The organism is Limnobacter alexandrii, from assembly GCF_005871185.1.
Taxonomy (GTDB): domain Bacteria; phylum Pseudomonadota; class Gammaproteobacteria; order Burkholderiales; family Burkholderiaceae_B; genus Limnobacter; species Limnobacter alexandrii.
This window is the reverse complement of the sequence record NZ_SWKN01000008.1, coordinates 219,507-244,558: the sequence shown is the minus strand read 5'-3', so window position 1 is coordinate 244,558 and position 25,052 is coordinate 219,507. Positions and strand designations below refer to the sequence as shown.

Genomic DNA, 25,052 nt, shown 5'->3' with positions numbered 1-25,052 from the left:
CCATGGCATTGCCACCAAGCCTTGCATTGAAATTTCAGCTGTTTGCGGGCGCTTTGCGTGACCAACCGGTAAAGTGGCTGATTGCAACCGTGTCCATTGCCGTGGGTGTGGGGCTGGGTTTTGCGGTTCACCTCATTCACAAACAGGCACTGGATCAGTTCAACAACGGTGTGCGGCAATTCTCAGGACAGGCTGATTTGCAGTTGCTGCCACACAGCGTTTTATTGCCTGAAACAATTCTGGAACAGCTTGCTGCCTTGCCTGAAGTGGCAGTGGCCTCCCCGGTGATTGACCTCAATGTGCCGGTGCAGGGTTTGGACAAACCATTGCGCTGGCTTGGGCTGGACGTGTTCACCGCTGCAGCCGTTACGCCCAACTTCATTGGGCAAAGCAGTGGTGAAACAAGCGACTCGGCCCAACAAGGCGAAATTCCGCTGTTAAGCACCAACAATGTTTTTGTCAGCCCCGCGCTGAACGAACAACTACCCAATGAACAACGCACGCTGAGCACACTGCACAACAACACCAGCCAACCATGGCAGGTGGCAGGTACAGTGCCTGCGGCTGGTGCCGGGCAGCTGCTTGCCGTGGCAGACATTGCAGCGGTGCAATGGCGCTTGGGCACGCTGGGTCAAATATCCCGGGTAGATTTGAAGCTACAGGAAGGTGTCACGCCGGCCAGCTTTCAAAAGCAGTATGGCGATGAGTTTGCCGAACTTGGGCGCTTTGAAACACCCGCTGAACAAGGCACACGCGGTGCCAGCGTGTCGCAGGCTTACCGCGCCAACCTGTCCATTCTGGCCATGGTGGCCCTGCTCACAGGTGGCTTTTTAACTTTCTCTACACAAATGCTGGCTGTGGCCCAGCGGTCACGCCAATGGGCGCTGCTTGCGGCCTTGGGGGCACGTGCAGGTGCACTGCGAATGCAGGTGTTGTTTGAATCAATGTGCTGCGGCGTAGTAGGTGGTGTGCTGGGCGTTGCCCTGGGCTGGGGCTTATCGCTGGCTGTGGTGCGTTATCTGGGCGTCGATTTGGGCGCAGGTTACTTTCAAACCAGCCAAAGCACAGTGGCTTTGCCATTTATTGATACCTTGCTATTTGCCACCTTCGGCGTTGTGGCCACCTTGCTGGGCGGTTTATCCCCTGCCCTGCAAACCGGTCAAATGGCTTTGCATCAACGCCTGCGTGCAGGCACTGAAGAAGCAGGCCTTCAATTCGCCAACAAGGCGCACTGGTTTGGTTTGATGCTGTGCTTGGTGGCAGCTGCCTGCTTGTTTATTCCACCTTATGGCAACATTCCTGTGGGTGGTTACCTGGCAGTGGCGTTTGGTCTGTTCGGTGGTATTGCGATGATTGGCGTGGTGGTGCGCGGCCTGATCCGTCCACCCGCGCAATTGGCCCAACTGGCCGACCTTGCGAAATCGCGCCTGGCCAGCACACCCAATTTGCTGGCGGTGGGCTTGTCAGGTGTGGTGGCCAGTTTTGCATTGGTGGTGGCCATGCACGTGATGATTTACAGCTTTCGTCATTCACTGGACAACTGGCTGACCCAGGTATTGCCTGCCCCCTTGTATGTCAAACTGAACAGCGCAAGCATTCCGGTTTTTCCCGATTCCTTCCAGCAAAAAGTGGCTGACTTACCGGGTGTGGAATTGGCTGAATTTTGGGGGCAACAATCAATTGTGCTCGACCCGAAAAGACCTGCTGTTGAACTGATAGCCCGACCAATTTCACTTGAAGCAGCCAGCCAGCGCCTGCCCATGACTGGAAACACGATCACAGAACCCAAAGCCGGTACGCTTCCCGTGTGGGTGAGCGAGCCCATGACTGATTTATACGGTCTGCAAGCAGGCAGTGCACTTGAGCTGCAACTGGATCAGGGTGTGCGTGTACCTACTACAGTGATGGGCGTGTGGCGCGATTACACCCGCCAACATGGGGCAATTGTGTTGCCCAAGGCAGAACTGCTGCAGCAATTCAATGTGCAATTCAAAGACACGCAAGGCGCAGTTTGGCCGCAAGAAAACGTGGCTGTGAAAGACATGGTGGCACGCATAGAGCAGGCTGCCAGCACCACGCCAGTGGCACAGAAAATTGACTTTGCAGAACCCGGCGAAATTCGGCAACTGAGCCTGGATATCTTTGATCGCAGCTTTGCCGTAACTTATCTTCTTGAAATTGCAGCAGTGGTGATTGGCCTGTTCGGCGTGGGCACCACGTTCTCAGCCATGGCCTTGCAACGAAAACGCGAGTTTGCCCTGCTGGGTGCCATGGGTGCCAGCCCCAACTGGATTTTGAAACTGATTGCCCGCGAAGCCTTGATTGCATCGGCCGTGGCCGCCTTGGTGGGTTTGATTATTGGCTTGGCATTTGCCGCCATCCTGATTTTTGTGGTGAATCCACAGTCTTTCCACTGGACCATGGAATGGTTCACCCCCTGGCGAGACCTTGCCTTGATGGTACTTGTGTTAATCGCTATGAGTAGCGCGACGGTTACATTGGCCCTGCGCAACAAACTGGGCAGCCGCCTTGTTGAACAACTCAAAGAGGACTGGGCATGAAACGGCGCGACTTGTTGAAAGCCGGCCTTGGCCTGCCACTGTTCACCCATGCCGGCCTGACGCTTGCCGAACCTGGCCTGCAACGCGTGTATGCGCAACCCAATGCCAGCATGCCACCCGGCTTGCCCCGTGACCACGGCGCACACCCCGCATTCAGAACCGAATGGTGGTATTTCACCGGCTGGTTTGAAAGCCCGGAATTGACCGAACCCATCGGTGTTCAAATTACATTTTTTCGATCGGCACCCAATGTGAATGTGTTGAACCCCAGTGCTTTCACCCCCAAACAACTGCTGTTCGCCCATGCTGCCGTGGCCATGCCTACCGCAGGCAAACTGAAGCACGATCAAATTATTCGCCGCGCGGGTAGCGGTGGTGCCTCAATTCAAAGTACAAACCAGCAGGTGCTGAATATTCAAATGCCGGGTTGGCTATTGCAAACTGCCCAAGGCGAGCAGTGGCAATGCACCATTCAAAACCCGCAATTGGCCATGAACCTGCGCATGGAGCAAACCCAGGCACCCTGGATGCAGGGGCAAGGCGGCTATTCCCAGAAAGGCCCCAAGCCCGAGCAATCAAGCTACTACATCACCCTGCCCCACATGCGCAGCAGTGGCACCATTCGCGTGGATGGCCAAACACTGCCCGTACAAGGCACATTCTGGATGGACCATGAATGGTCAAGCACGGTGCTGGCCCCAAATGCCCAAGGCTGGGACTGGGTTGGTTTACACGGCGATCAGGGAGAATCGTTGATGGCCTTTCAAATTCGCGATCGCGACCAAACCAAACCGCCAGTGTGGACCCATGCCGCTTTACGGCAGGCAGACGGCACCGTGCGCAATTTCCGGCAAGTGAAATTCGAAGTAATGAAACGCTGGAAATCAACCCGAACCGGCATTGAATACCCGGTTTCCCAGCGCTTACAGCTGGATGATCAAACCTTTGAGCTTGAACCCTTGTTTGACGACCAGGAACTGGACGCACGCGCCAGCACAGGCACCTTGTACTGGGAAGGCGCGGTGCGCGTGAAAACCGACAGTGCTTCACCTTGGGGGCGCGGCTATCTAGAAATGACAGGGTATGATCGCCCGATGCAACTTTAAGCCAAGCACCACACACCGAATGAGCAACACCAACAAACTTCAAACCCTTGGCTCTACCCTGGCCTCCTTGGTCAGCCCACACAAAGCCTGGGCCTTCGCTGCGCTGGGTGCGCTACTGCTTGGCTCGGCCATGTCGCTGACCATGCCGGTGATGTTCCGCTGGCTGATCGACAGCGGATTTCTCGCGGGAGAGAACCCGGAAGGTTTGAACAGCGCCTTTGGCTACCTTTTGGTGCTGGTGTTTGTTCTCGCCATGGCCAGTGCAGTGCGGTTTTATTTGGTAACCACCTTGGGCGAGCGCATTTCTGCCGACTTGCGCAACCGCGTGTACAGCCACTTGTTGGTGCAACGCCCCGAGTTTTTTGAAACCCTGAAAGTAGGTGAAGTGTTGTCACGCTTGACTGCTGACACCACACTGATTCAAACCCTGATTGGCAGCAGTTTGTCATTTTTCCTGCGCAACAGCCTGACCACGCTTGGCGGCTTGGTGATGTTGTTACTCACCAGCCCATTGCTTTCCGGTGCTGTGTTGTTGCTGGTTGTGGTGGTCATGATCCCGGTGGTTATTCTGGCACGCAGGGTTCGCAAACTGTCGCGAGCCAGCCAAGACAAACTGGCCGACAGCAGCGCCATCGCGCAAGAGGTTTTAAACCAGATTACAACCGTTCAAGCGTTTAACCAGGAACATGCTGAGGCAGCGAAATTCACCACCTCCAGCGAGCAAACCTACCAAACGGCCCGCAGGCGCACCGTGAACCGCTCAGCCCTGCTGTTTGTGGCCATTGGTCTGGCTTTCTCAGGCTTGGTGGTGGTGCTGTGGATGGGGGCCAAGGCCGTGGCCAGCGGCGAAATGAGTGCGGGCGAATTGGCCCAGTTTGTAATGTACGCAGCCTTTGTGGGTGCGGGCTTCGCGGCTTTGTCTGAAGTACTGGGTGAATTTCAGCGTGCCGCAGGCGCCGCTGAACGCCTGGTTGAATTGCTCAACCTGGACACCACCATTCACAAACATGGTCTGCGACCGCCTGCCAAACAAGGCGGCTTTTTGATCGAATTCAGCCATGTTGATTTTGCCTATCCTTCAGCCCCGGAAAAATTCATTCTCGAAGATTTCAACCTCAGCATTCAGCGCGGCGAAACGCTGGCCGTGGTAGGCCCTTCCGGTGCCGGGAAATCGACGCTGTTTAGCCTGCTGCTTCGCTGGTACGACGTCAACCAGGGTCAAATCCTGATTGAAGGCAAGTCACTGGAAAGTCTGCATCTGGAGCAATGGCGGGCCAATTGCGCCTATGTGGCTCAAGAAGCTGTTATTTTCTCGGGCAGTTTGCAAGACAATGTGCGTTACAGCAAACCCGACGCCACCGCCGAAGAAATTGACAAGGCACTGGCCGATGCAGCTGCCACGAATTTTGTGCGTCGAATGCCTGAAGGCCTGGATACCAACGTGGGTGAAAAAGGCGTGCGCTTGAGCGGCGGGGAGCGCCAACGGGTGTCGATTGCGCGCGCTGTGTTGCGAGACGCTGGCTTGCTGCTGCTGGATGAAGCCACCGCCAGCCTGGATGCTGAAAGCGAGCAATTGGTGCAGCAAGCGATCGAGAAAAGCCGCCATGGCCGGACCACACTGATTATTGCCCACCGCCTGGCCACCGTAATGGCGGCCGACCGCATTGTGGTGATGAATGAAGGCAAGATTGTCGAAATGGGTACCCACAAAGACCTGATGGCGCGGCAAGGGTTGTATGCCAAACTGGCCTCGCTTCAGTTCATTCATGAAAATGCGCAGAAAGTGATGGCGTGAAATTGCGGGTTTCTTTCGCGAACTCGACGGGGTTGCCCGATTCCGCACTGAAAACCGCTTGATCCCTTCTTGAAGCAAGGCATTCAATTCACCCAAGCCCGACAAAACACATGGTCGGGTCTTGGGTGTCGTCAAGTGGCGAGCATTGAAGCCTTGATTCAAACGGGGCGGTTTTCTTGAATGTGCGAAACAGGCAAACCCACTGCCGAGTTGGCGAAAGAAACTGGCCGCTGCAGGTCAGCTAACACCGCCAGTCACCGGTGCATTTAATCACTCAACCAGTCGCACCGAGCTGATCCGACGCGCCAATCGGCGACTCGCCTATCACGCAATCGGCAGCGATGTCCCAATCGTTTCGCCTTCAAGAAAACCTGCCCGTTTGAATTCACACGCCACGTTCAGCCGAAGGCTGACACCAAGGCTTGGCCATCTGTTTTGCCAAGCTTGGTGAGTCAGTGTGAACTTCAACAAGGGATCCACAGGTTTTCAGGCGAGCGCATTGGGGTGCGCGACGATTGCGCGATAACGCATACGCGGCGATTGGGTGATAAGCATGCCGAAAGAGCATCTCAACAGGGTAAACTTGGAAGCAAACGTCTCAACCAATTTCACAACCAAAACACCATGCAACAGTACCTCGACTTGATGCAGCATGTGCTGGACCACGGCACCGACAAAATGGACCGCACCGGCACAGGCACTCGCTCCGTGTTTGGCTACCAAATGCGCTTCAATCTGCAAGACGGTTTCCCCATGGTGACCACCAAGAAACTGCACACTCGTTCCATCATTCACGAATTGCTGTGGTTTTTGATGGGCGACAGCAACATTCGCTACCTGAAAGAAAACGGCGTGAGCATTTGGGATGAATGGGCCGATGAAAACGGCAACCTAGGCCCAGTGTATGGCGTGCAATGGCGAAGCTGGCCCACAGCCGACGGCCGCCACATCGACCAAATTTCACAGTTGATGCAGCAAATCAAAAACAATCCCGATTCCCGCCGCCACATTGTGAGCGCCTGGAATGTGTCTGAAATCAACAACATGAAGCTGCCCCCCTGCCATGCACTGTTTCAGTTCTATGTGGCCGATGGCAAACTGAGTTGCCAGTTGTACCAGCGCAGTGCTGATATTTTCCTGGGCGTGCCTTTCAACATTGCCAGCTATGCCCTGCTCACCCACATGGTGGCTCAGCAGTGTGATCTTGAGGTGGGTGATTTTGTATGGACAGGTGGCGATTGCCATTTGTACAGCAACCACATGGAACAGGTGGCTGAGCAGCTTAGCCGCAAGCCGCACCCACTGCCCACGCTGCAAATCAAACGCAAACCCGAAAGCATTTTCGATTACAAGTTCGAAGACTTCGAAATCCTGAACTACACTTGCCATCCGCACATCAAAGCGCCCGTGGCGGTTTAAATCATGAAAGTATCCATTGTGGCCGCGGTGGCCCAGAACGGCATTATTGGCATCAACAACAGTTTGCCTTGGCACTTGCCTGAAGACCTCGCTTTTTTCAAGCAAACCACCCTGGGCTGCCCGGTACTGATGGGCCGAAAAACCTATGAATCCATCAACCGTCCACTGCCTGGCCGCTTGAATGTGGTGTTGTCCAGCAACACAGGCTGGAAACCTGGCCCCGCCAAGGACGGTACACCGCGCAACGTGATCGCCTACCCTGCAGCGCTGCCGGAAGGCAGCACCACTCAAATTGCCACAGCCACAAATTTGCCCGATGCGCTGAAATGGCTTTCAAACTTTGAACAGGTGTTTTTGATCGGCGGCAGCAATTTGTATCAACAAGCACTTGACCAGAACCTGGTCGACGAATTGATTCTGACCGAGATTCACCAAAGCTTTGAAGGCGACGCCAGCTTTCCCGACTGGGACCGCGCAAGCTTTATGGAAACAGATCGAATCGTCAATCCCGCCACACCAGAACGCGCGTGGGGCTTTGATTTTGTAAAATACGCCAAAGTGAACAATCAACCCGCGAAGAATTAAACCCAAGAATCAGGCCCATAAGGGGTTAGAAGGAGTAAAAAATGGCACGTACAGTGAACTGCATCAAATTGGGCAAAGAGGCCGAAGGACTTGACTTTCCTCCCGCGCCCGGCGAGTTGGGCAAGAAAATTTTTGAAAATGTGTCCAAGCAAGCCTGGCAAGACTGGCTGAAACACCAAACCATGCTGGTAAACGAAAACCGCTTGAGCCTGGCCGATGCCCGCGCCCGCAAGTACCTGATGGAACAAATGGAAAAACACTTTTTTGGTGATGGTGCCGAACAAGCTGCGGGTTATGTACCCCCCACCAACTGACCGACCAAAGCGAAGTCAAAGCAGTAAAAAGCCCCTGTTCTAAGGGGCTTTTTTTATTGCTGCAGCCGTTGCATACTGAAACCGTCAACCGGAGTTTTAGCATGACCAGCTTCCAAGACAGCGTGTTGTTTCGCTATTTTTTCTTTCACTGGCTGTTTCGCGATGCCAGCGTGAAGGAGTTGTATCAACGATCGGCGGCAATTGCCCACAACAGGGCCAACCGGCACCACTTGTTGGCCTACCTTCGGCGCTGGATCGCACTTACCCTGCTGATGTACTTCGCAGGCATCATGCTGGAACAGTTCAATACCCCAGCTTGCGTGTTTTTTTACACTGTGGCTGCGTTGTGTACCTGCACCATTGCCAAAATCACTGTGGCATGGATTTTCCTCGGCAAACGCCAACTTTAACTCATTGAATAAAAAAGAAAAAACCCGCTGCACTTTCAGTGGAGCGGGCCTGGTTTCATTCCAAACGTGATCAGTTGTCTGAAGCTTCCTGAGCCACAACTTCCGGGCCTTGGTGGCGAACATCGCGGCCTTTCACCATGTAAACCACATGTTCCGACATGTTCTTGGAGTGATCACCAATGCGCTCGATCGCTTTTGCGATGAACAAAATTTCAATGGAACGGGAAATGGTGCGTGGATCTTCCATCATGAAAGTGATCAACTGGCGCAAAATTGCCTTGAATTCATCATCCACCTCGATGTCGGCTTTCACCACTTCGGCAGCAGAAACCGCGTTCACACGGGCGTAAGAATCCAATACCTTGCGCAACATGGCAATTGCGTTGCTGGCAATGCGGTGCAAATCAACTTTGGGTACGAAATGCTTGCCTGCATCGGCAATTATCATGCCCATGCGCGCCACTTTCTCGGCCTCATCACCAATTCGTTCCAGATCACGAATCATTTTGATGGCGACGATCACTGAACGCAGGTCGACAGCAGCGGGCTGGCGACGAGCCAAAATATGATTACACAGCTCGTCAATTTCAAGTTCGATGTCGTTGACTTCTTTTTCGCGACGAATCACGTCTTTGAAAATCTGGGTATCGGCCGCGCCCAAACCCTCAATGGCTGACACGATCTGATTCTCCACCAGGCCGCCCATCTGTAGAACGCGAGTGCGCAGCGACTCCAGTTCGGCGTCGTACTGCTTGGAGGTGTGTTCAGTCATTTGTCTTCCTTAACCGGATAATTGTTGTATCAATACAATGTGACACAGGCACATGACAGGAATTTGTCAAACCGTGCCACACCGTCACTTTATTCTGCCATGTTCTACACAATTATTCAGGTCTTCATCCTGCCTGTATGCTGGATTAAAGGGTTTTTATGCCCTCTGCTGTTGCGATTAGCACCACATCGGCCTTCCGGATCGCAAAAAGCCCGTTGGTGACTACGCCTGGCCAGTGATTAATCTCTTTTTCCATGGTCACCGGGTCAGTAATTTTCAAACCTGCCACGTCAAGAATAATGTTGCCATTGTCGGTCGTGAATCCTTCGCGCAGCTTTACTTGTCCACCCAGTGCCGTCAGTTTTCGCGTTATCGCATTGCGCGCCATGGGCAGCACTTCAACCGGCAAAGGAAAAGCCCCCAACACTTGGACCAGCTTCGATTGGTCGGCGATGCAGACAAATTTTCCAGAAATATCCGCCACAATTTTCTCGCGGGTGTTGGCGCCGCCGCCGCCCTTGATCAGGCAGTTCGCCGGGTCCACTTCATCTGCGCCATCCACATAAATCGACAGGCTTTCCACATCGTTCATGTCAACAATCGACACACCAATTTCACGCAGTTTTTTTTCCGAACGCACGGAAGAGGACACTGCACCTTTCAATTGAATGCCTGACTCGGCCAAGGCATCGATAAAACAGTCCACAGTTGAACCAGTGCCTACGCCCAACACCGTACCGGGTTGAACGTACTGCAGCGCGGCCTTGGCCACCATTTTCTTCAGCGTTAAAGCATCCATGAGAGTTTTGGTATTCCTGAGAAATCGATTTGAATGAACGAGCGGACATGCCGTATTTTAAAGGCAGAAGTGACCCTTCAATGGAAAAAACCAACTGCATGCAGTTGGTTTTTCCGGGCTTCGAAGCAATGTAGCTGTTCTCACTTCTTTTTCTGGGCTGGTAAATCGGTACACACGCCTTTGTACACCTCGGCAGCCATGCCCACACTTTCACACAAGGTTGGGTGCGGGTGAATGGTTTTGCCAATGTCGACAGCATCAGCACCCATTTCAACAGCCAAGCAAACTTCACCGATCAAATCGCCAGCATTCATGCCGACAATACCGCCACCCACAACACGCTTGGTTTCTTCATCAAACAAAAGTTTGGTGAAGCCATCGTCTGCGTTGTTGGCAATGGCACGGCCAGAAGCAGCCCACGGGAATACCGCCTTGCCCACTTTAATGCCCTGGTCTTTGGCTTGGTCTTCCGTCAAACCAACCCATGCCACCTCGGGATGGGTGTAGGCCACGCTTGGAATAACCCGCGCATCGAAGTAAGCCTTTTCATCCGCAGCGGCTTCAGCAGCCACATGGGCTTCATGCACAGCCTTGTGGGCAAGCATCGGTTGGCCCACTACATCGCCAATGGCAAAAATATTGGGCACATTGGTGCGCATTTGCTTGTCCACAGGAATGAAGCCACGGTCAGTTACCGCAACACCTGCTTTCTCGGCACCAATTTTTTTGCCATTCGGCGTGCGCCCCACTGACACCAACACCATGTCATAAAGCTGGGGTTCTTTGGGGGCCTGCTCACCTTCAAAGGTCACCAAAATGCCCTTCTTCGTGGCCTCAACACCCACGGTTTTGGTTTTCATCATGATGTTGTCAAATCGCGGTGCGTTGCGCTTCTGCCAAACCTTCACCAGGTCTCGGTCAGCACCCTGCATCAAGCCATCAAGCATTTCAACCACATCCAAACGGGCGCCCAGTGCGGAATACACTGTGGCCATTTCCAGGCCAATAATACCGCCACCAACGATCAACATTCGCTTGGGAACAAACGGAAGTTCAAGTGCGCCGGTTGAGTCAACAATGCGCGGATCTTCAGGAATGAAAGGCAAATGGACTGGCTGCGAACCCGCGGCAATAATAGCTTTGCTGAACTGAATGACTTGCTTGCTGCCATCGGCTGCCACCACTTCAAGGTGATTGGCACTGACAAAGCTGCCCACGCCCTGCACGGTTTTTACCTTGCGGCCTTTGGCCATGCCAGCCAAACCACCCGTAAGCTTGCCAACCACACCTGCTTTGTGCGCACGCAGTTTGTCGAGATCAATTTTCGGCTTTGCAAAGGCAATGCCGTGCTCGCCCATGTGCTGCGCCTCTTCCAGCACCTGTGCGGTGTGCAACAGTGCCTTGGAAGGAATACAACCCACGTTCAAACACACGCCACCCAAGGTGCTGTAGCGTTCAACCAGAATGGTGTTCATGCCGAGATCGGCACTGCGGAAAGCAGCAGAATAACCACCGGGGCCTGCGCCCAACACCAGCACATCGCAGCTGTGGTCAACCTGACCGCTGTAGCTGCTGGCTGGGCCGGCAGAGGCCACGGGTGCGGCGGCCACGGGGGCGGCCGGTTTGGACTCTGTCGCAGGCGCTGCTGGCTTAGAATCGGCAGCGGGCGCAGAAGCAGGCGCGGGCTCAGCTGCACCACCACCGCTTATTTCGCAAATCTCGCTGCCTTTGGATACTTTGTCGCCCACTTTCACAAGCAGCTTTGTCACTACGCCATCATCCGATGCCGGAATTTCCATGCTGGCCTTGTCAGACTCCACCGTGATCAAAGATTGCTCTTTGCTCACCTTGTCGCCCTCTTTTACCAACACTTCAATAATTTCTACGGAATCGAAATCACCAATATCAGGAACGATCAGTTTCATGTGTTCATCCCCCCTTTACAACAGCACTTTGCGCATGTCGGCCAACACGCCAGCAAGCTCGGTGGTGAATCGGGCCGCCATGGCGCCGTCGATGACACGGTGGTCGTAACTCAAACTCAAAGGCAACATCAAACGTGGCTCGAATTCCTTGCCGTTCCAAACGGGTTTCATAGCTGATTTGGACAAACCCAAAATGGCCACTTCAGGCGCATTAATAATTGGTGTGAACAGGGTTCCACCCACACCGCCAAGCGACGAAACGGTAAACGTAGCACCCTGCATGTCGGCGCCTTTCAGCTTGCCGTCGCGGGCCTGAGCAGACAGCTCGCCCAACTCATTGGCAATTTGAGCAAAACCTTTTTGATCCACACCCTTGATCACCGGCACTACCAGACCATTGGGGGTGTCAGCAGCAAAACCGATATTCCAGTATTTCTTCAAAATCAGCTTGTCACCAGCTTCGTTCAGCGATGCATTGAAGGCTGGGTACTTTTTCAGCACAGCCACACACGCTTTCATCACGAAAGCCAACATGGTCAGCTTCACGCCTTGTTTGGCCAGTGCGGCATTGGTGTCTTTGCGGAACTGCTCAAGGTCAGTAATGTCTGCTTCATCGAACTGGGTAACGTGGGGAATCATGACCCAGTTGCGATGCAGGTTCGGACCCGACAACTTCTTGATGCGTGACAGTTCTTGCTCTTCAATTTCGCCAAACTTGGTGAAATCGACTTTGGGCCATGGCAACAAATCAAGGCCAACACCACTGCCGCCCTTGGCTGCGCCGGCCGAGGAAGAGCCCACGCCAGCAACCGCTGCTTTCACAAAGTTACGCACATCATCGGGCGTAATCCGGCCTTTCGGGCCTGTGCCTGAAACTGTCGCCAAGTTCACACCCAGTTCACGCGCAAATTTGCGAACCGACGGGCTTGCGTGGGGTGCGTTCACCGATGCTGCTGTTGGGTTGTGTGGCTCAGCACTCGCTGGCGCAGCGGGTGCTGCACTCGCGACGGGCGCTGGTGCTGCGGCCGGTGCAGCAGACTTCGCTGCTTCTACCTTGGGTGCTTCGGCTTTCGGTGCCTCCTCGGCTTTGGGGACTGCCGCCCCGGTAGCCGAACCACCTTCTGCTGGTTCAAGAATCAGCATCAAGGTGCCTTCTTTTACCTTGTCACCAATTTTCACCTTCATTTCTTTCACCACACCCGCTTGCGGGCATGGAATTTCCATACTGGCTTTGTCAGATTCCACGGTGATGATGGATTGCTCCGCCGCCACAGTGTCGCCCGCCTTGACCAGTACTTCAATGATTTCCACCCCTTCAAAATCGCCGATGTCGGGTACTTTGATTTCGATTGTCATTTCAGTCGTCCTTTTTATGCGTAGGCTGGGTTGGGCTTGTTGGGGTTGATGCCGTATTTCTTGATTGCTTCACCCACGATGCTCAGTGGAATGTCGCCCTGATCGGCCAAAGCCTTCAAAGCAGCAACAGTGACGAAATGACGGTTTACCTCAAAATGCTCACGCAACTTGGAGCGGAAATCGGAGCGACCAAAACCATCGGTGCCCAACACCTTGTACTCACGGCCCTTGGGCATGAATGGGCGAATTTGATCGGCGAACAACTTCATGTAGTCGGTGGAGGCCACAATCGGACCTTCGGTTTTCGCCAACATTTTTTCAACATAACTTTGCTTGGACTTCTTCTCGGGGTGCAGCATGTTTTCACGTTCTACATCCAGACCTTCACGGCGCAACTCGGTGAAGCTGGTAACCGACCACACATCAGCCGCAACGCCCCAGTCGTTTTCAAGCAACTCGGCCGCTTCCAGTGATTCACGCAAAATGGTGCCCGAGCCCAACAGTTGAACACGCTTCTTGCCAGCCTTCTTCATGGCCGATTCACGGCACACATACATGCCCTTCAAGATGCCTTCTTCAGTGCCTTTCTTCAGGCCAGGCTGTGCGTAGTTTTCGTTCATTACGGTGAGGTAATAGAACACGTTTTCCTGGTCTTCAACCATGCGCTTCAAACCATGCTGAATAATCACGGCCAGTTCATGCGCAAAGGTTGGGTCGTAGCTCACACAATTAGGGATGGTTGAGGACAGAATATGACTGTGACCGTCTTCGTGCTGCAAACCTTCACCGTTCAGTGTGGTGCGGCCGGCAGTACCGCCCAGCAAGAAACCGCGCGCCTGCATGTCACCCGCAGCCCAAGCCAAATCGCCCACGCGCTGGAAACCAAACATGGAGTAGTAAATGTAGAACGGGATCATCACGCGGTTGTTCGTGGAGTACGACGTAGCCGCCGCAATCCAGGAGCTGAATGCGCCTGCTTCGTTGATACCCTCTTCCAGAATTTGGCCGGCCTTGTCTTCGCGGTAATACATCACCTGGTCTTTGTCGACTGGCTCGTACAACTGGCCCTGTGAAGAATAAATACCCAATTGACGGAACATGCCCTCCATACCAAAGGTACGGGCTTCGTCTGGAACAATGGGCACAATACGCTGGCCAATTTCCTTGTCGCGCACCAGTGCTGTCAACACGCGCACGAAGGCTTGGGTCGTTGAAATTTCACGGCCTTCCTTGGTGGGTTCAAGCACCGCTTCAAATGCGTCCAGGCCAGGCACCTTCAGTTTTTCATCGGCTTCGCGGCGACGCTTGGGCAGGTATCCACCCAAGGCCTGTCGACGCTCATGCAGGTATTTGATTTCAGGCGCATCGTCAGCGGGTTTATAGAAAGGTACATCTTCAATAATGTCGTCGGACACTGGAATGTTGAAGCGATCGCGGAATTCCTTGATGGACTGAATGTCCAGTTTCTTCTGCTGGTGGGTGGTGTTCTTGCCCTGACCCACTTTGCCCATACCAAAACCTTTCACGGTTTTCGCCAAAATGACAGTAGGCTGGCCTTCATGCTTCATGGCCGCATCGTAAGCCGCGTGTACTTTGTGCGGGTCATGACCGCCACGGTTCAAGCGCCAAATGTCTTCATCGGTCATGCGGGCGACCATTTCGAGCAACTTGGGGTGCTTGCCAAAGAAGTTCTTGCGAACGTAAGCGCCATCGTTGGCCTTGCAGTTTTGGTATTCACCGTCGACCATTTCCAGCATGACTTTGCGCATCAGCCCGTCTTTGTCGCGGGCCAGCAGTTCATCCCAGTAGCCGCCCCAAATGACTTTGAGCACATTCCATCCAGAGCCACGGAATTCACCTTCCAGTTCCTGAATGATTTTGCCGTTGCCACGCACCGGACCATCCAGGCGCTGCAAGTTACAGTTCACCACAAACACCAGGTTATCCAGCTTCTCGCGAGCAGCCATGCCAATCGCGCCCAGTGATTCAGGTTCATCCATTTCACCGTCGCCGCAGAACACCCAGACTTTGCGCTTGGAGGTGTCGCAAATGCCGCGGGCGTGCAGGTACTTCAGGAAACGCGCCTGATAAATACCCATCAATGGGCCAAGCCCCATGGACACCGTCGGGAACTGCCAGAAATCAGGCATCAACTTCGGGTGCGGGTAGCTGGACAAGCCTTTGCCATCGACTTCCTGCCGGAAGTTGTTCAATTGGTCTTCGGTCAGGCGGCCTTCCAGAAAGGCACGCGCATAAATACCCGGGGACACATGGCCCTGAAGGTACAGCAGGTCGCCACCGTGGTTTTCATCTTCAGCATGCCAAAAGTGGTTGAAACCAACACCCAGCATCGTGGCCAGCGAAGCAAACGATGCAATGTGACCGCCCAGATCACCGCCATCAGGTGGGCTTTTCTTGTTGGCACGTACCACCATGGCCATGGCGTTCCAACGCATCCAGCTACGCAGGCGTTCTTCGTATTCCATATTGCCGGGACAGCGCGTTTCCAAATGCACGGGGATGGTATTCACATATTCGGTATTGGCCGAAAACGGAATAAAGGCGCCACTCAGGCGTGCTTTGGCAATCAGTTGTTCGAGCAAGTAATGCGCGCGCTCAGGGCCTTCTCGTTCAAGCACGGCCTCCAGGGCATCTAGCCATTCTTGGGTTTCTTGGAAATCGGGATCGTCCGATCCGGGGAAATTGAGTTGCGCTGACATTGCTTCCTCCTTGGGTCTCTGGGTTCTTTTGCAGAAGTACGAGCTTTTGGCTGTATTTCCTGTTGATATTAGAGTATCACACCTAATTGATAAAGTTTCAAATTATGATTTGAGTTTTCATATTGTGGAATTTATAAGGATTTTCCCGAATCCCTTCAAATCCAGTCAACCCACTCGCCCGCTTGTTTTGTACACTTCAGTCATCAATAGAATTTCGAGACTTATTCGACCGTGCGCCTCAGCGATCAACCCCGTACAAGCCCTTTGGTTTGGGCCACACCGCTGGTGGGCATTATTTTGTTTTTGCTCGCCATGGGCGCGTTTTTCTATACCCTGCATTCCGAGGATCAGAACCAGACGCAACTGCGCGTTATTCGCGACGTAGAACTGGCAAGGCAAACCATTCGCACCCGTTTGCTCGCCTCGCAGGAACGACTCAACCAGATCGCACGCGGTTTTGAGCAAAACAGCAGTGATGTAGAGGGGTTTCGCTTCTCGGCACAGGCTCTGTTGAACGAGTTTCAGGAAATCAGCAGCGTATTGATCATTGACGAAGAAAGGCGAGTAACCAATTTGGCCTTGCCCGGCTCCCGATCCTCGGAAGTACTCCATCCACTGTTTCAAACCATCGAAGATGCGGAAAGCTATTGGGCATTCAACACAGCCAGAGAAACCCGGCTGCCCGTGTTTTCAAGACCTTTTCTCGACCCGTCAGGCAAAGTGTTTATTGAGGTTCACAGCCCTATTTTCAGCAAAGGTGATTTCATTGGCACAGTGGCGGCAACCATTCCCTTGGGCTCACTGCTCAATGATGCGGTGCCCGAATCATTTGTTCAGCTTTATTTGGTCAGCATTGTGGATGGCGGCGGCAACCCGGTTGCCTCGAATGTCAGCCGGTCGATCGACAATGCCAAACTAAGCCACGAGGTACCCCTGGATCCGCCAGGCCATGGCCTGAAGCTGCGTGCAGTGCTTTACAAAACGAACACCGAGCTGTTCTCGAACATGCTGGCCTGGGCAGTGTTTGGGCTTTCACTGGTGATTGTGTGGAGTTTCATCCTACTGTTTCGACATGCCAAGCTTCGCAGCCAGGCGGAGAAACGGTTGCTGGCTGAGACCAAGTTTCGACGGGCCATGGAGGACTCAGTGGTTACCGGCATGCGGGCCATCGACATGCAAGGACGAATCACCTACGTCAACCCCGCCTTTTGCAAAATGACAGGCTACAAAGAATCTGAACTGGTGGGCATGGCTCCGCCCTTCCCTTACTGGCCCGACCGCTCCTATGAAGAGCAACAAACCAATCTGGACCTGATTTTGTCGGGCAATGCTCCGCAAAAAGGCATCGAGGTACAAGTGCGCAGGCGCGATGGCAGCGTGTTTGATGCCCGCATGTATGTGTCGCCATTGGTTGACAGCGACGGCCAACAAAGCGGCTGGATGACCTCGATGACAGACATCACCGAGCCACGCCGAATTCGTGACGAACTGGCAGCAGCGCACCGACGCTTTGTTCGTATTCTGGAAGAACTGGACGCCGCCGTGTGCATTCAAGGCCCCGAGGCCGGGCCTGATGAGTATATTTTTGTGAACCGGCTACACCGGGAATGGTTTGCCAAGGCCACCCCACCCCGCATGTCGAAGAATCGCCGCAATCGCCCGAATCTGTACGAACCATTCGAATGGCTTAATCCTGTGTCCCAGCGGTGGTATGAAGTTCGGCGCCGTTCGATATCCTGGGTAGATGGCGCGACAGTTGTGATGCAGGTGGCCACTGACATTTCGTCGCGCAAGGAGGCGGAAGACATGTCACGTCAACAACAAGAAAAACTCCAGTTCACCTCCCGATTAATTACGCTGGGCGAGCTGGCTTCCTCGCTGGCCCATGAAATCAACCAGCCACTGGCCGCCATTTCAAATTACAACATGGGCAGCGTGACCCGCCTTAAAGCGGGCAAGGTAAGTCCTGAAGACCTTTTACCAGTGCTTGAAAAGGTGAATGTACAGGCCCAACGCGCAGGAGACGTGATTCGCCGAATTCGAGAATTTGTCAAACAACAGGAGCCCAAACGCGGCCCCTGCCCGATTGGCAAAATCATTGAAGACGCGATCAGCTTTTCCCGGCTGGAAGCCAAACACCAATCTGCCCGCATTGAGATGAACCTGCCTGATGCGCTGATGTCGGTGGTGGCTGACCCGGTACTGATTGAACAAGTGCTGATGAACCTGATCAAGAACGGTCTTGAGGCCATGGGCCATTTGCCACCCGAGCAAAAATTGATTGAAATTCAGGTTGGCCAATCGGCCCAGTTTGCGCTGGTCGAGGTGAGGGATCACGGTGTTGGGGTGCCCGAGGAAATCCGTCAGCGGCTGTTTGAATCGTTTTTCACAACCAAATCCGATGGAATGGGCATGGGCCTGAACATCTGTCGTACTATTATTGAGTATCATCAAGGCCAATTGTGGGTAGAACCCGCGCAAGGCCAAGGCAGCGTCTTCAAGTTCACGCTTCCACTGGCCGAAGACACGGTGCTTGCGCACATCAACCCACCTGTTATGGAATAAAGCCAATGCTCCACACCCAGCCACGCCACACTGAAATGCAAGAAACCGTGTTCATCGTGGACGATGATGAGGCGGTACGCGACTCGCTACAATGGCTTATTGAAACTGAGGGTTATCAGGTGAAAACCTATGCAGACCCTGAGTTGTTTCTGGAGCAACTGGTGTGGCCGCAACCCTGTGTGCTGCTGCTGGACATTCGCATGCCAAAGCTTTCTGGCCTTGAAGTTCAAAAAACACTGAACGAACGGGGCATTCCCATTCCCATCGTGTTTATTACGGGCCATGGCGACGTGACTTTGGCCGTTGAAACGATGAAGAACGGTGCGGTTGATTTTCTGGAAAAGCCCTTCGATGAGGCCAAAATCAAAGACTTGATTCATCAACACATGCGTCTTGCACACGAGCTGGCTCAAACCGCCAAGCTCGATGAACAAATCAACAAACTGTATTCCAAGTTGACCACACGTGAATTGCAGGTACTGGAACGAATCGTATCGGGTCGCCTGAACAAGCAAATTGCAGACGATTTGAACATCAGCATTAAAACTGTTGAAGCCCACCGCGCCAATATCATGGACAAGCTGCAGGTAACCACCGTGGCTGATTTGCTAAAAATTGCGCTACGCAAATCACCGGAACTGGCACAGCCCTGAACATCCCCAGCAAGGCCTGCTTTTTTCCTAAAGGCGGGTCTTGTTCAATTGAACCATTTCAAATTTTCGAACTCATTTAATCATGTCTGCACAAATCATCAGCGGCACAGAATTGGCCGCCTCAATCCGTGAAACCATTGCCAAGCGCGCTGCCGAATTAACGGCCCTGGGTCACCAGCCCGGCTTGGCTGTGGTGCTGGTGGGCGAAGACCCCGCCTCGCAGGTTTATGTGCGCAACAAAGTGTCGGCCTGCGAAAAAGCCGGCTTCAAATCGGTGATGCACCGCATGCCGGAAAACACCAGTCAGGACGCGCTGGTGGGTTTGGTCGAACAGTTAAATGCCGACCCCTCCATTCACGGTATTTTGGTGCAACTACCCTTGCCAAAACACCTGGATTCGCACCTGGTGATTGAAGCAATCAGCGCCGAGAAGGACGTGGATGGTTTTCACATCAGCAACGCTGGTTTGTTGATGACAGGCAAGCCGCTGTTTCGCCCCTGTACGCCTTATGGCGTGATGAAAATGCTTGAACTGACGGGAATCGAATTGCGCGGTGCTGAGGCGGTTGTGATTGGTGCCAGCAATATTGTTGGCAAGCCACAAGCCATGTTGTTGTTGCAACAAGGTGCCACTGTGACCTTATGTAACAGCAAAACCAAAGACCTGAAATCGCACTGCCAGCGTGCAGACGTACTTGTAGTTGCGGTGGGTCGTCCCAATATGATTACAGGTGACATGATCAAACCCGGTGCAGTGGTGATTGATGTGGGCATTAACCGCCTGCCCGATGGCAAGCTGTGCGGCGATGTGGATTTTGATTCCGCCAAAGAAGTGGCTGGATGGATTACACCCGTGCCAGGTGGCGTAGGCCCCATGACCATCACCATGCTGTTGCAAAACACCATTGAAGCGGTTGAACGTAGCATATAAGCCAAGCCTTCAAGAATTTTTAGCAGGACCCAAAACCTATGAACGCGAACATGAACAATCCCCTACTCGACTTTTCCGGACTACCCCGTTTTTCGGACATCAAAACCGAGCACGTGGAACCAGCGATTGACACGTTACTGGCGGCTGCAAAAAAACAGCTGGAAATTACGGCCGGTACGGCGCCGGAACAAGCCACATGGGAAGAAACCCTTCTGCCGCTCGACATAGCCTGCGAACAACTTAGCCGCGCTTGGGGCGTGGTCGGGCATTTGCATTCTGTGGCCGACACCGAAGAACTTCGCGCGGCCTACAATGCCTGCCTGCCAAAAACCACCGAGTTCTGGACCATGGTTGGGCAAGACGAACGCCTGTATGCCATTTACAAAGCCATTGAGCAAAGTGAGGCCGCCAAAACTTTCACGCCCGCGCGCTTGAAGGTACTGGCCAATTCCATTCGTGGTTTCAAGTTGGGCGGTGCCGAACTGCCTGCCGATCAGAAGCCGCGTTACGCAGAAATTCAAGACCGGCAAGCTGCAATTACCGCCAAGTTTTCAGAAAACGTGCTCGACGCCACCAACGCCTTTGAATTAATTGTGACCGACAAAGCCGATTTGGCAGGCATTCCTGAATATGCAGTGCAAGCCGCCGAAGAACTTGCCAAGTCGGAAGGCAAGGAAGGCTACAAGTTCACGCTGCAATTCCCCTCTTATTTCCCGGTACTGCAATATGCCGAGAAACGCGAGCTGCGCGAAACACTTTACGAGGCCTATGCCAAACGGGCTTCTGAATTTGGCCCTGCAGAGCTCGACAACACGGCACTGATTCGAGAACTGTTGCGACTGCGCCTTGAAGAGGCCCAAATGTTGGGTTACGAAAATTTCGGTGAACTCAGTCTGGTTCCGAAAATGGCCAACACGCCCAGTGAGGTTGTGAACTTCCTGCGTGAACTGGCCTTGAAAGCCAAGCCCTTTGCCCTACGCGATCTTGAGGAAATCAAGGCGTTCGCCAAAGTCGAATTGGGCATGAATGAATTGCAAAGCTGGGACATGAGCTACGCCTCGGAGAAACTGAAAGAAAAAAAGTACGCTTTTAGCGATCTCGAAGTGCGCCAGTACTTTCAGGAAGACCGTGTGCTCGATGGCCTGTTCAAGCTGACAGAAAAGCTGTTCAGCGTGCAAATTGTGAAGGCACAAGCCGACACATGGCACCCGGATGTGCGCTTCTTTGAAGTCCAAAAAGAAGGCAAGGCAATCGCGCATTTTTACCTGGACCCATACGCGCGCGCCAGCAAACGCTCTGGCGCCTGGATGGACGACGCCCGCGGCCGCAAGCGCACCGAGCAAGGTGTACAAACACCTGTGGCCTACCTCACCTGCAATTACACCAAACCGGCTGCGGGCAAGGCTGCGCAGCTGTCGCACGACGACGTGCAAACCCTGTTCCATGAATTCGGGCACGGCATTCACCACATGCTGACTCGTGTAGACGAACTGGATGTGGCGGGTATTAATGGCGTGGAATGGGATGCAGTGGAACTACCCTCCCAGTTTATGGAAAACTTTGCCTGGGAATGGAGTGTGGTTGAATCACTCACCGCGCACGAAACAACAGGCGAGCCCATGCCCAAGGTTCTGTTCGACAAAATGGTGGCAGCCAAGAATTTCCAGAGTGGCTTGCAAACCCTGCGCCAAATCGAGTTCTCGCTATTCGACATGTTGGTCCACACCGAATTTGACCCGCACAGCGAGGCAAACATTCTTGACCTGCTTGCCCAAGTGCGAAAGGAAGTGGCTGTGCTTGTTCCACCGGCCTACAACCGTTTCCCGAATTCATTCAGTCATATTTTCGCCGGTGGCTACGCCGCGGGTTACTACAGCTACAAGTGGGCTGAGGTGTTGTCGGCCGATGCCTTTGCGATGTTCGAAGAAAACGGCGTGGTCAGCCCTGAAACAGGCAAGAAATTCCTGGAAGAAATCCTTTCAGTGGGCGGCAGCCGCCCTGCGGCAGAGTCGTTCAAGGCCTTCCGAGGTCGCGAGCCCAGCATTGATGCCCTGCTTCGCCACACCGGCATGGTTGACAACAGGCAGGCTGCTTGATGGCCAATATTCAACTTGCAAGCTGGAATGTCAATTCGCTCAAGGTGCGCCTGCCGCACCTGCTGCAATGGCTTGAAACCAATCCGGTTGATTTGCTGGGCCTTCAAGAACTGAAACTGACCGACGAGAATTTTCCCGTGGCCGAGCTTGATGCAGCGGGTTACGGCGCGGTGTTCGCCGGCCAGAAAACATACAACGGCGTGGCCATTCTGTACAAAAAGGCCACCATGCCTGAACCAGTGGACGTACTGGTGAACTTGCCCAGCTTTCCCGATGAGCAAAAACGCGTGATTGCAGCCACATTTGGTGATTTACGCTTCATCAGCGCCTATGTGGTCAATGGCTCCGAGGTGGGTTCGGATAAATTTGAGTACAAAAAAGCCTGGCTGGATGCCTTGCTCAAGGATTGCGAGGGCTGGCTGGCCCAGTATCCAAAACTGGCTTTGGTGGGCGATTACAACATTGCCCCCGACGACCGAGACGTACACGATCCCAAGGCTTGGGCTGGGCAAGTGCTGTGCTCAGACGATGAACGCAGCCGTTTCAATACCCTGCTGGGCATGGGTTTGGTCGACAGCTTCCGCCTGTTTGAGCAAGCCGAGAAAACCTTTTCTTGGTGGGATTACCGCATGTTGGGTTTCCAGAAAAACAAGGGCTTGCGAATTGACCATGTTTTACTTTCACAGCCCTTGGCCGACAAGTGCACGGCCAGCGTCATTGACCGCGCGCCCCGCAAGTGGGAGAAGCCCTCAGACCACGCCCCCGCCATTGCAACCGTGAATATTTGATTGACTACCCCCCTTCAAAAAGGGGAATAGTTTGCAAAAACACAGGTTCTTTAGCGTTTTTAAACAGGCGATTTACCCCTCTAATTAGGCAATTAGCACGAGGTAGTCGGTGCGATGATCGAAGCTGTTCATCACCTTCCCAATCGCTTCGCACCATGAACCTAAAGACTCTGCCCCTTTCCAAACAGATCAGCTTCACCAGCGCCGCTTTGGTGGCCTTGATTGTATTGAGCCTGGTTGGCATTACTGCCGCCTACACCTTCAATGCAGCCACTGCCCGCACCGAGCGAGCAGTTTCCACGCAGGCTGAAGGTTTGCGACAAACCATGGAGATCGCCTACAAGCTGTCGGAAGGCTCTGTAACTCAGCTTGCCGATTTGTTCGAGGTCGAGTTCAACGGCGAATTGCTGGTGGACCCAGAGCAACTTATCTCGATTACGCCTGAAATTGACGGCCCCATGGTTACCCTGGATTCCACCTTCATCACCGGCAACTACGGTGTAGTGGACAATTTCACGAAAATGACCGGCGGTATTGCCACGGTGTTTGTTCGTACCGGCGACGACTACCTAAGAATTTCAACCAGCCTGAAAAAGGAAAATGGTGACCGTGCCGTGGGTACCAAGCTGGATCGCAGCCACCCAAGCTATGCCAAAGTGATCAAAGGCGAAACCTACGTGGGCGAGGCGCTGTTATTCGGTAAGCGTTACATGTCGAAGTACTTGCCAATCAAAAGCAGCGATGGCCAACATGACCTGGTGCTGTACATCGGTTTCGACATGACCAATCTTTTCGCCGACGTTCAGAATGCGGTATTGGGCACACGCATTGGTGAAACCGGCATTCCCTACGTGCTGTACACCACAGGTGCCAACGCAGGCAAGGTGATGATTCACTCGCAATTCAAAGGCGACGAATTCAAGGAACTGGCCGCCAAAGAATCTGATTTGCAAGGCTTGCTTGACAAGATGAGCAAGGAAGACAAAGGCATTACACAAATTAGCTGGAACGATCCGAAATCAGGTGAAAGTCGCACCGAGTTTGTGGCGTTCAGCAAAGTACCCCAGTGGGGCGGCGCCGCCATTGTTGCTCCGGCCCTAACTTCTGAAATGTTCAGTACCATTTATGCCATGTCAGGCATGATGGTAATCATGGGTCTAATCGCCTCTGCAATCATTGCTTTGGCCCTGTTCTGGGTCACAAGCCGCCTGACCAGCTCGACCAAGGTGCTTACCGCATTGGCCTTGAAGCTTGGCAATGGCGACATGACTGCGCGTGCGGACGATGAAGTGACCAACGGCAACGTCACCACCAAAAACGAAATCAGCCTGTTGGCCCGCAGCATGAATCGCATGGCTGAAAGTATGGAGCAAGCCTTGGGTGCCGTAAAACGCAGCACAGACCAAGTGCAGGTTGCATCAGAGGATCTGGTTCAAACCAGTGAAGAGCTCAGCAAGGGTGCCGCATCGGGTAGTGATGCTGCCTCGGGCATGGCCTCTGCGGTTGAAGAAATGTCGTCGTCAATTTCCAGCGTGGGCGAATCGGCCACAGAAGCCAAAGATGTGAGCAACAAAGCGCGTCAGTTGGCCGACGATGGTCTGGGTGCAATTAATTCAGCCACCCAGCAAATGCACAAAATTTCCGAGAACGTTCAAGGCACCGCCAGTGTGATTCAACAACTGGGCGAACAATCCCGGGAAATTTCCGAGATTGCCTTGATCATCAAAGGCATTGCCGAACAAACCAACCTGCTGGCCTTGAATGCTGCAATTGAAGCGGCACGCGCCGGCGAACAAGGCCGAGGTTTCTCAGTTGTGGCCGATGAGGTGCGCAAGCTTGCTGAACGCACCCGCAAATCAACCGACGACATTCACGGCATGATTGAAGCCATTCAAAGCAGTTCGGGTGTGGCTGTGAACAACATGGACATGGCTGTAGAAAGCGTGAAAAAAGGCGTTGAACTTGTCGACCGCGCTGGTCAGGCCATGAACCAGATCACAGCAGACTCATCCGCTGTGGCCCACTCGGTTGAAAACATTCACGCTGCGCTGCTTGAACAAAACCAGGCTTCTGAAAGTATTGGGCAGCAAGTGGAAGTGGTGGCCCAGTTGTCGGAAGGCAACCTGGACATGGCACGCCGCGCGGCCAATGCCGTATCGGGTCTGAAAGGTGTGGCAACGGATCTGTCCAATATCCTCAAGAAGTTTCAGGTCAAGAACATGTAATTTCAGTTCACCTGAAAATAAAAAAGCCTCTG

The 25,052-nt window shown here is 53.5% G+C and carries 18 protein-coding genes; 13 read left to right on the top strand and 5 right to left on the bottom strand.

Annotation, left to right across the window (positions count from 1 at the left end):
- Positions 1-2: 2 nt before the first annotated feature.
- The 7 genes from FCS97_RS10720 to FCS97_RS10690 all read left to right on the top strand — a co-directional run bounded on the left by FCS97_RS10720 (position 3) and on the right by FCS97_RS10690 (position 8,190).
- Positions 3-2,561, top strand: coding sequence for an ABC transporter permease (locus FCS97_RS10720; RefSeq protein WP_138518425.1), 2,559 nt, complete (start codon positions 3-5; stop codon positions 2,559-2,561).
- The gene (locus tag FCS97_RS10715; RefSeq protein WP_138518424.1) at positions 2,558-3,667 is read left to right on the top strand and encodes a lipocalin-like domain-containing protein; all 1,110 of its coding nucleotides are present in this window, start codon (positions 2,558-2,560) and stop codon (positions 3,665-3,667) included. The genes FCS97_RS10720 and FCS97_RS10715 overlap by 4 nt, the downstream gene beginning before the upstream one ends.
- Before the next feature lie 19 nt (positions 3,668-3,686).
- On the top strand, positions 3,687-5,462 hold the full coding sequence (locus FCS97_RS10710; RefSeq protein WP_138518423.1) for an ABC transporter transmembrane domain-containing protein: 1,776 nt from the start codon (positions 3,687-3,689) through the stop codon (positions 5,460-5,462).
- Between the two features lie 624 nt (positions 5,463-6,086).
- Positions 6,087-6,881, top strand: coding sequence for a thymidylate synthase (gene thyA / locus FCS97_RS10705; RefSeq protein ID WP_138518422.1), 795 nt, complete (start codon positions 6,087-6,089; stop codon positions 6,879-6,881).
- A gap of 3 nt (positions 6,882-6,884) precedes the next feature.
- Positions 6,885-7,466 carry a dihydrofolate reductase gene (locus FCS97_RS10700; protein ID WP_246066251.1) on the top strand — a complete coding sequence of 194 codons (582 nt, stop codon included), beginning with the start codon at positions 6,885-6,887 and terminating at the stop codon, positions 7,464-7,466.
- Positions 7,467-7,507: 41 nt separating this feature from the next.
- Positions 7,508-7,780 carry an oxidative damage protection protein gene (locus FCS97_RS10695; RefSeq protein ID WP_138518420.1) on the top strand — a complete coding sequence of 91 codons (273 nt, stop codon included), beginning with the start codon at positions 7,508-7,510 and terminating at the stop codon, positions 7,778-7,780.
- Positions 7,781-7,881: 101 nt separating this feature from the next.
- The gene (locus FCS97_RS10690; RefSeq protein ID WP_138518419.1) at positions 7,882-8,190 is read left to right on the top strand and encodes a hypothetical protein; all 309 of its coding nucleotides are present in this window, start codon (positions 7,882-7,884) and stop codon (positions 8,188-8,190) included.
- A 70-nt stretch (positions 8,191-8,260) separates the two neighbouring features.
- Here the strand turns inward: FCS97_RS10690 and phoU are convergent, their stop codons facing one another.
- From phoU to aceE, 5 genes are all read right to left on the bottom strand, one after another.
- Positions 8,261-8,962 (bottom strand): phosphate signaling complex protein PhoU, encoded by a 702-nt coding sequence (phoU, locus tag FCS97_RS10685; protein ID WP_138518418.1) that lies wholly within the window; start codon positions 8,960-8,962, stop codon positions 8,261-8,263.
- Positions 8,963-9,107: 145 nt separating this feature from the next.
- The gene (gene rpiA / locus FCS97_RS10680; protein WP_138518417.1) at positions 9,108-9,761 is read right to left on the bottom strand and encodes a ribose-5-phosphate isomerase RpiA; all 654 of its coding nucleotides are present in this window, start codon (positions 9,759-9,761) and stop codon (positions 9,108-9,110) included.
- A 140-nt stretch (positions 9,762-9,901) separates the two neighbouring features.
- Positions 9,902-11,686 carry a dihydrolipoyl dehydrogenase gene (gene lpdA / locus FCS97_RS10675; protein ID WP_138518416.1) on the bottom strand — a complete coding sequence of 595 codons (1,785 nt, stop codon included), beginning with the start codon at positions 11,684-11,686 and terminating at the stop codon, positions 9,902-9,904.
- A gap of 15 nt (positions 11,687-11,701) precedes the next feature.
- On the bottom strand, positions 11,702-13,042 hold the full coding sequence (gene aceF, locus FCS97_RS10670) for a dihydrolipoyllysine-residue acetyltransferase (RefSeq protein WP_138518415.1): 1,341 nt from the start codon (positions 13,040-13,042) through the stop codon (positions 11,702-11,704).
- A 14-nt stretch (positions 13,043-13,056) separates the two neighbouring features.
- Complete coding sequence (gene aceE, locus FCS97_RS10665; protein ID WP_138518414.1) at positions 13,057-15,762, bottom strand: pyruvate dehydrogenase (acetyl-transferring), homodimeric type; 2,706 nt, start codon at positions 15,760-15,762, stop codon at positions 13,057-13,059.
- 231 nt (positions 15,763-15,993) lie between these two features.
- Between aceE and FCS97_RS10660 the strand changes: the two genes are divergently transcribed.
- The 6 genes from FCS97_RS10660 (at position 15,994) to FCS97_RS10635 (ending at position 25,020) form a co-directional block, all read left to right on the top strand.
- Positions 15,994-18,327 (top strand): PAS domain-containing sensor histidine kinase, encoded by a 2,334-nt coding sequence (locus FCS97_RS10660; protein WP_138518413.1) that lies wholly within the window; start codon positions 15,994-15,996, stop codon positions 18,325-18,327.
- A gap of 5 nt (positions 18,328-18,332) precedes the next feature.
- Complete coding sequence (locus FCS97_RS10655; RefSeq protein ID WP_246066249.1) at positions 18,333-18,980, top strand: response regulator transcription factor; 648 nt, start codon at positions 18,333-18,335, stop codon at positions 18,978-18,980.
- A gap of 82 nt (positions 18,981-19,062) precedes the next feature.
- Positions 19,063-19,911: a bifunctional methylenetetrahydrofolate dehydrogenase/methenyltetrahydrofolate cyclohydrolase FolD gene (gene folD / locus FCS97_RS10650; protein ID WP_138518412.1), complete on the top strand. Its 849-nt coding sequence runs from the start codon at positions 19,063-19,065 to the stop codon at positions 19,909-19,911.
- A 38-nt stretch (positions 19,912-19,949) separates the two neighbouring features.
- Positions 19,950-22,007 carry a M3 family metallopeptidase gene (locus tag FCS97_RS10645; RefSeq protein WP_171035273.1) on the top strand — a complete coding sequence of 686 codons (2,058 nt, stop codon included), beginning with the start codon at positions 19,950-19,952 and terminating at the stop codon, positions 22,005-22,007.
- 8 nt (positions 22,008-22,015) lie between these two features.
- Positions 22,016-22,795, top strand: coding sequence for an exodeoxyribonuclease III (xth, locus tag FCS97_RS10640; RefSeq protein ID WP_138518614.1), 780 nt, complete (start codon positions 22,016-22,018; stop codon positions 22,793-22,795).
- 155 nt (positions 22,796-22,950) lie between these two features.
- Positions 22,951-25,020 carry a methyl-accepting chemotaxis protein gene (locus tag FCS97_RS10635; RefSeq protein WP_138518410.1) on the top strand — a complete coding sequence of 690 codons (2,070 nt, stop codon included), beginning with the start codon at positions 22,951-22,953 and terminating at the stop codon, positions 25,018-25,020.
- Positions 25,021-25,052: the final 32 nt, after the last annotated feature.

What these genes read in the sequence shown, in the direction of transcription:
- lpdA (WP_138518416.1), bottom strand. Translation starts at nt 11,686, where the DNA reads ATGAAACTGATCGTTCCTGATATTGGTGATTTCGATTCCGTAGAAATT.
- FCS97_RS10635 (WP_138518410.1), top strand. Translation starts at nt 22,951, where the DNA reads ATGAACCTAAAGACTCTGCCCCTTTCCAAACAGATCAGCTTCACCAGC.
- FCS97_RS10655 (WP_246066249.1), top strand. Translation starts at nt 18,333, where the DNA reads ATGCTCCACACCCAGCCACGCCACACTGAAATGCAAGAAACCGTGTTC.
- FCS97_RS10720 (WP_138518425.1), top strand. Translation starts at nt 3, where the DNA reads ATGGCATTGCCACCAAGCCTTGCATTGAAATTTCAGCTGTTTGCGGGC.
- FCS97_RS10690 (WP_138518419.1), top strand. Translation starts at nt 7,882, where the DNA reads ATGACCAGCTTCCAAGACAGCGTGTTGTTTCGCTATTTTTTCTTTCAC.
- thyA (WP_138518422.1), top strand. Translation starts at nt 6,087, where the DNA reads ATGCAACAGTACCTCGACTTGATGCAGCATGTGCTGGACCACGGCACC.
- folD (WP_138518412.1), top strand. Translation starts at nt 19,063, where the DNA reads ATGTCTGCACAAATCATCAGCGGCACAGAATTGGCCGCCTCAATCCGT.
- aceE (WP_138518414.1), bottom strand. Translation starts at nt 15,762, where the DNA reads ATGTCAGCGCAACTCAATTTCCCCGGATCGGACGATCCCGATTTCCAA.
- rpiA (WP_138518417.1), bottom strand. Translation starts at nt 9,761, where the DNA reads ATGGATGCTTTAACGCTGAAGAAAATGGTGGCCAAGGCCGCGCTGCAG.
- FCS97_RS10710 (WP_138518423.1), top strand. Translation starts at nt 3,687, where the DNA reads ATGAGCAACACCAACAAACTTCAAACCCTTGGCTCTACCCTGGCCTCC.
- FCS97_RS10715 (WP_138518424.1), top strand. Translation starts at nt 2,558, where the DNA reads ATGAAACGGCGCGACTTGTTGAAAGCCGGCCTTGGCCTGCCACTGTTC.
- FCS97_RS10695 (WP_138518420.1), top strand. Translation starts at nt 7,508, where the DNA reads ATGGCACGTACAGTGAACTGCATCAAATTGGGCAAAGAGGCCGAAGGA.
- FCS97_RS10700 (WP_246066251.1), top strand. Translation starts at nt 6,885, where the DNA reads ATGAAAGTATCCATTGTGGCCGCGGTGGCCCAGAACGGCATTATTGGC.
- aceF (WP_138518415.1), bottom strand. Translation starts at nt 13,042, where the DNA reads ATGACAATCGAAATCAAAGTACCCGACATCGGCGATTTTGAAGGGGTG.
- phoU (WP_138518418.1), bottom strand. Translation starts at nt 8,962, where the DNA reads ATGACTGAACACACCTCCAAGCAGTACGACGCCGAACTGGAGTCGCTG.
- FCS97_RS10645 (WP_171035273.1), top strand. Translation starts at nt 19,950, where the DNA reads ATGAACGCGAACATGAACAATCCCCTACTCGACTTTTCCGGACTACCC.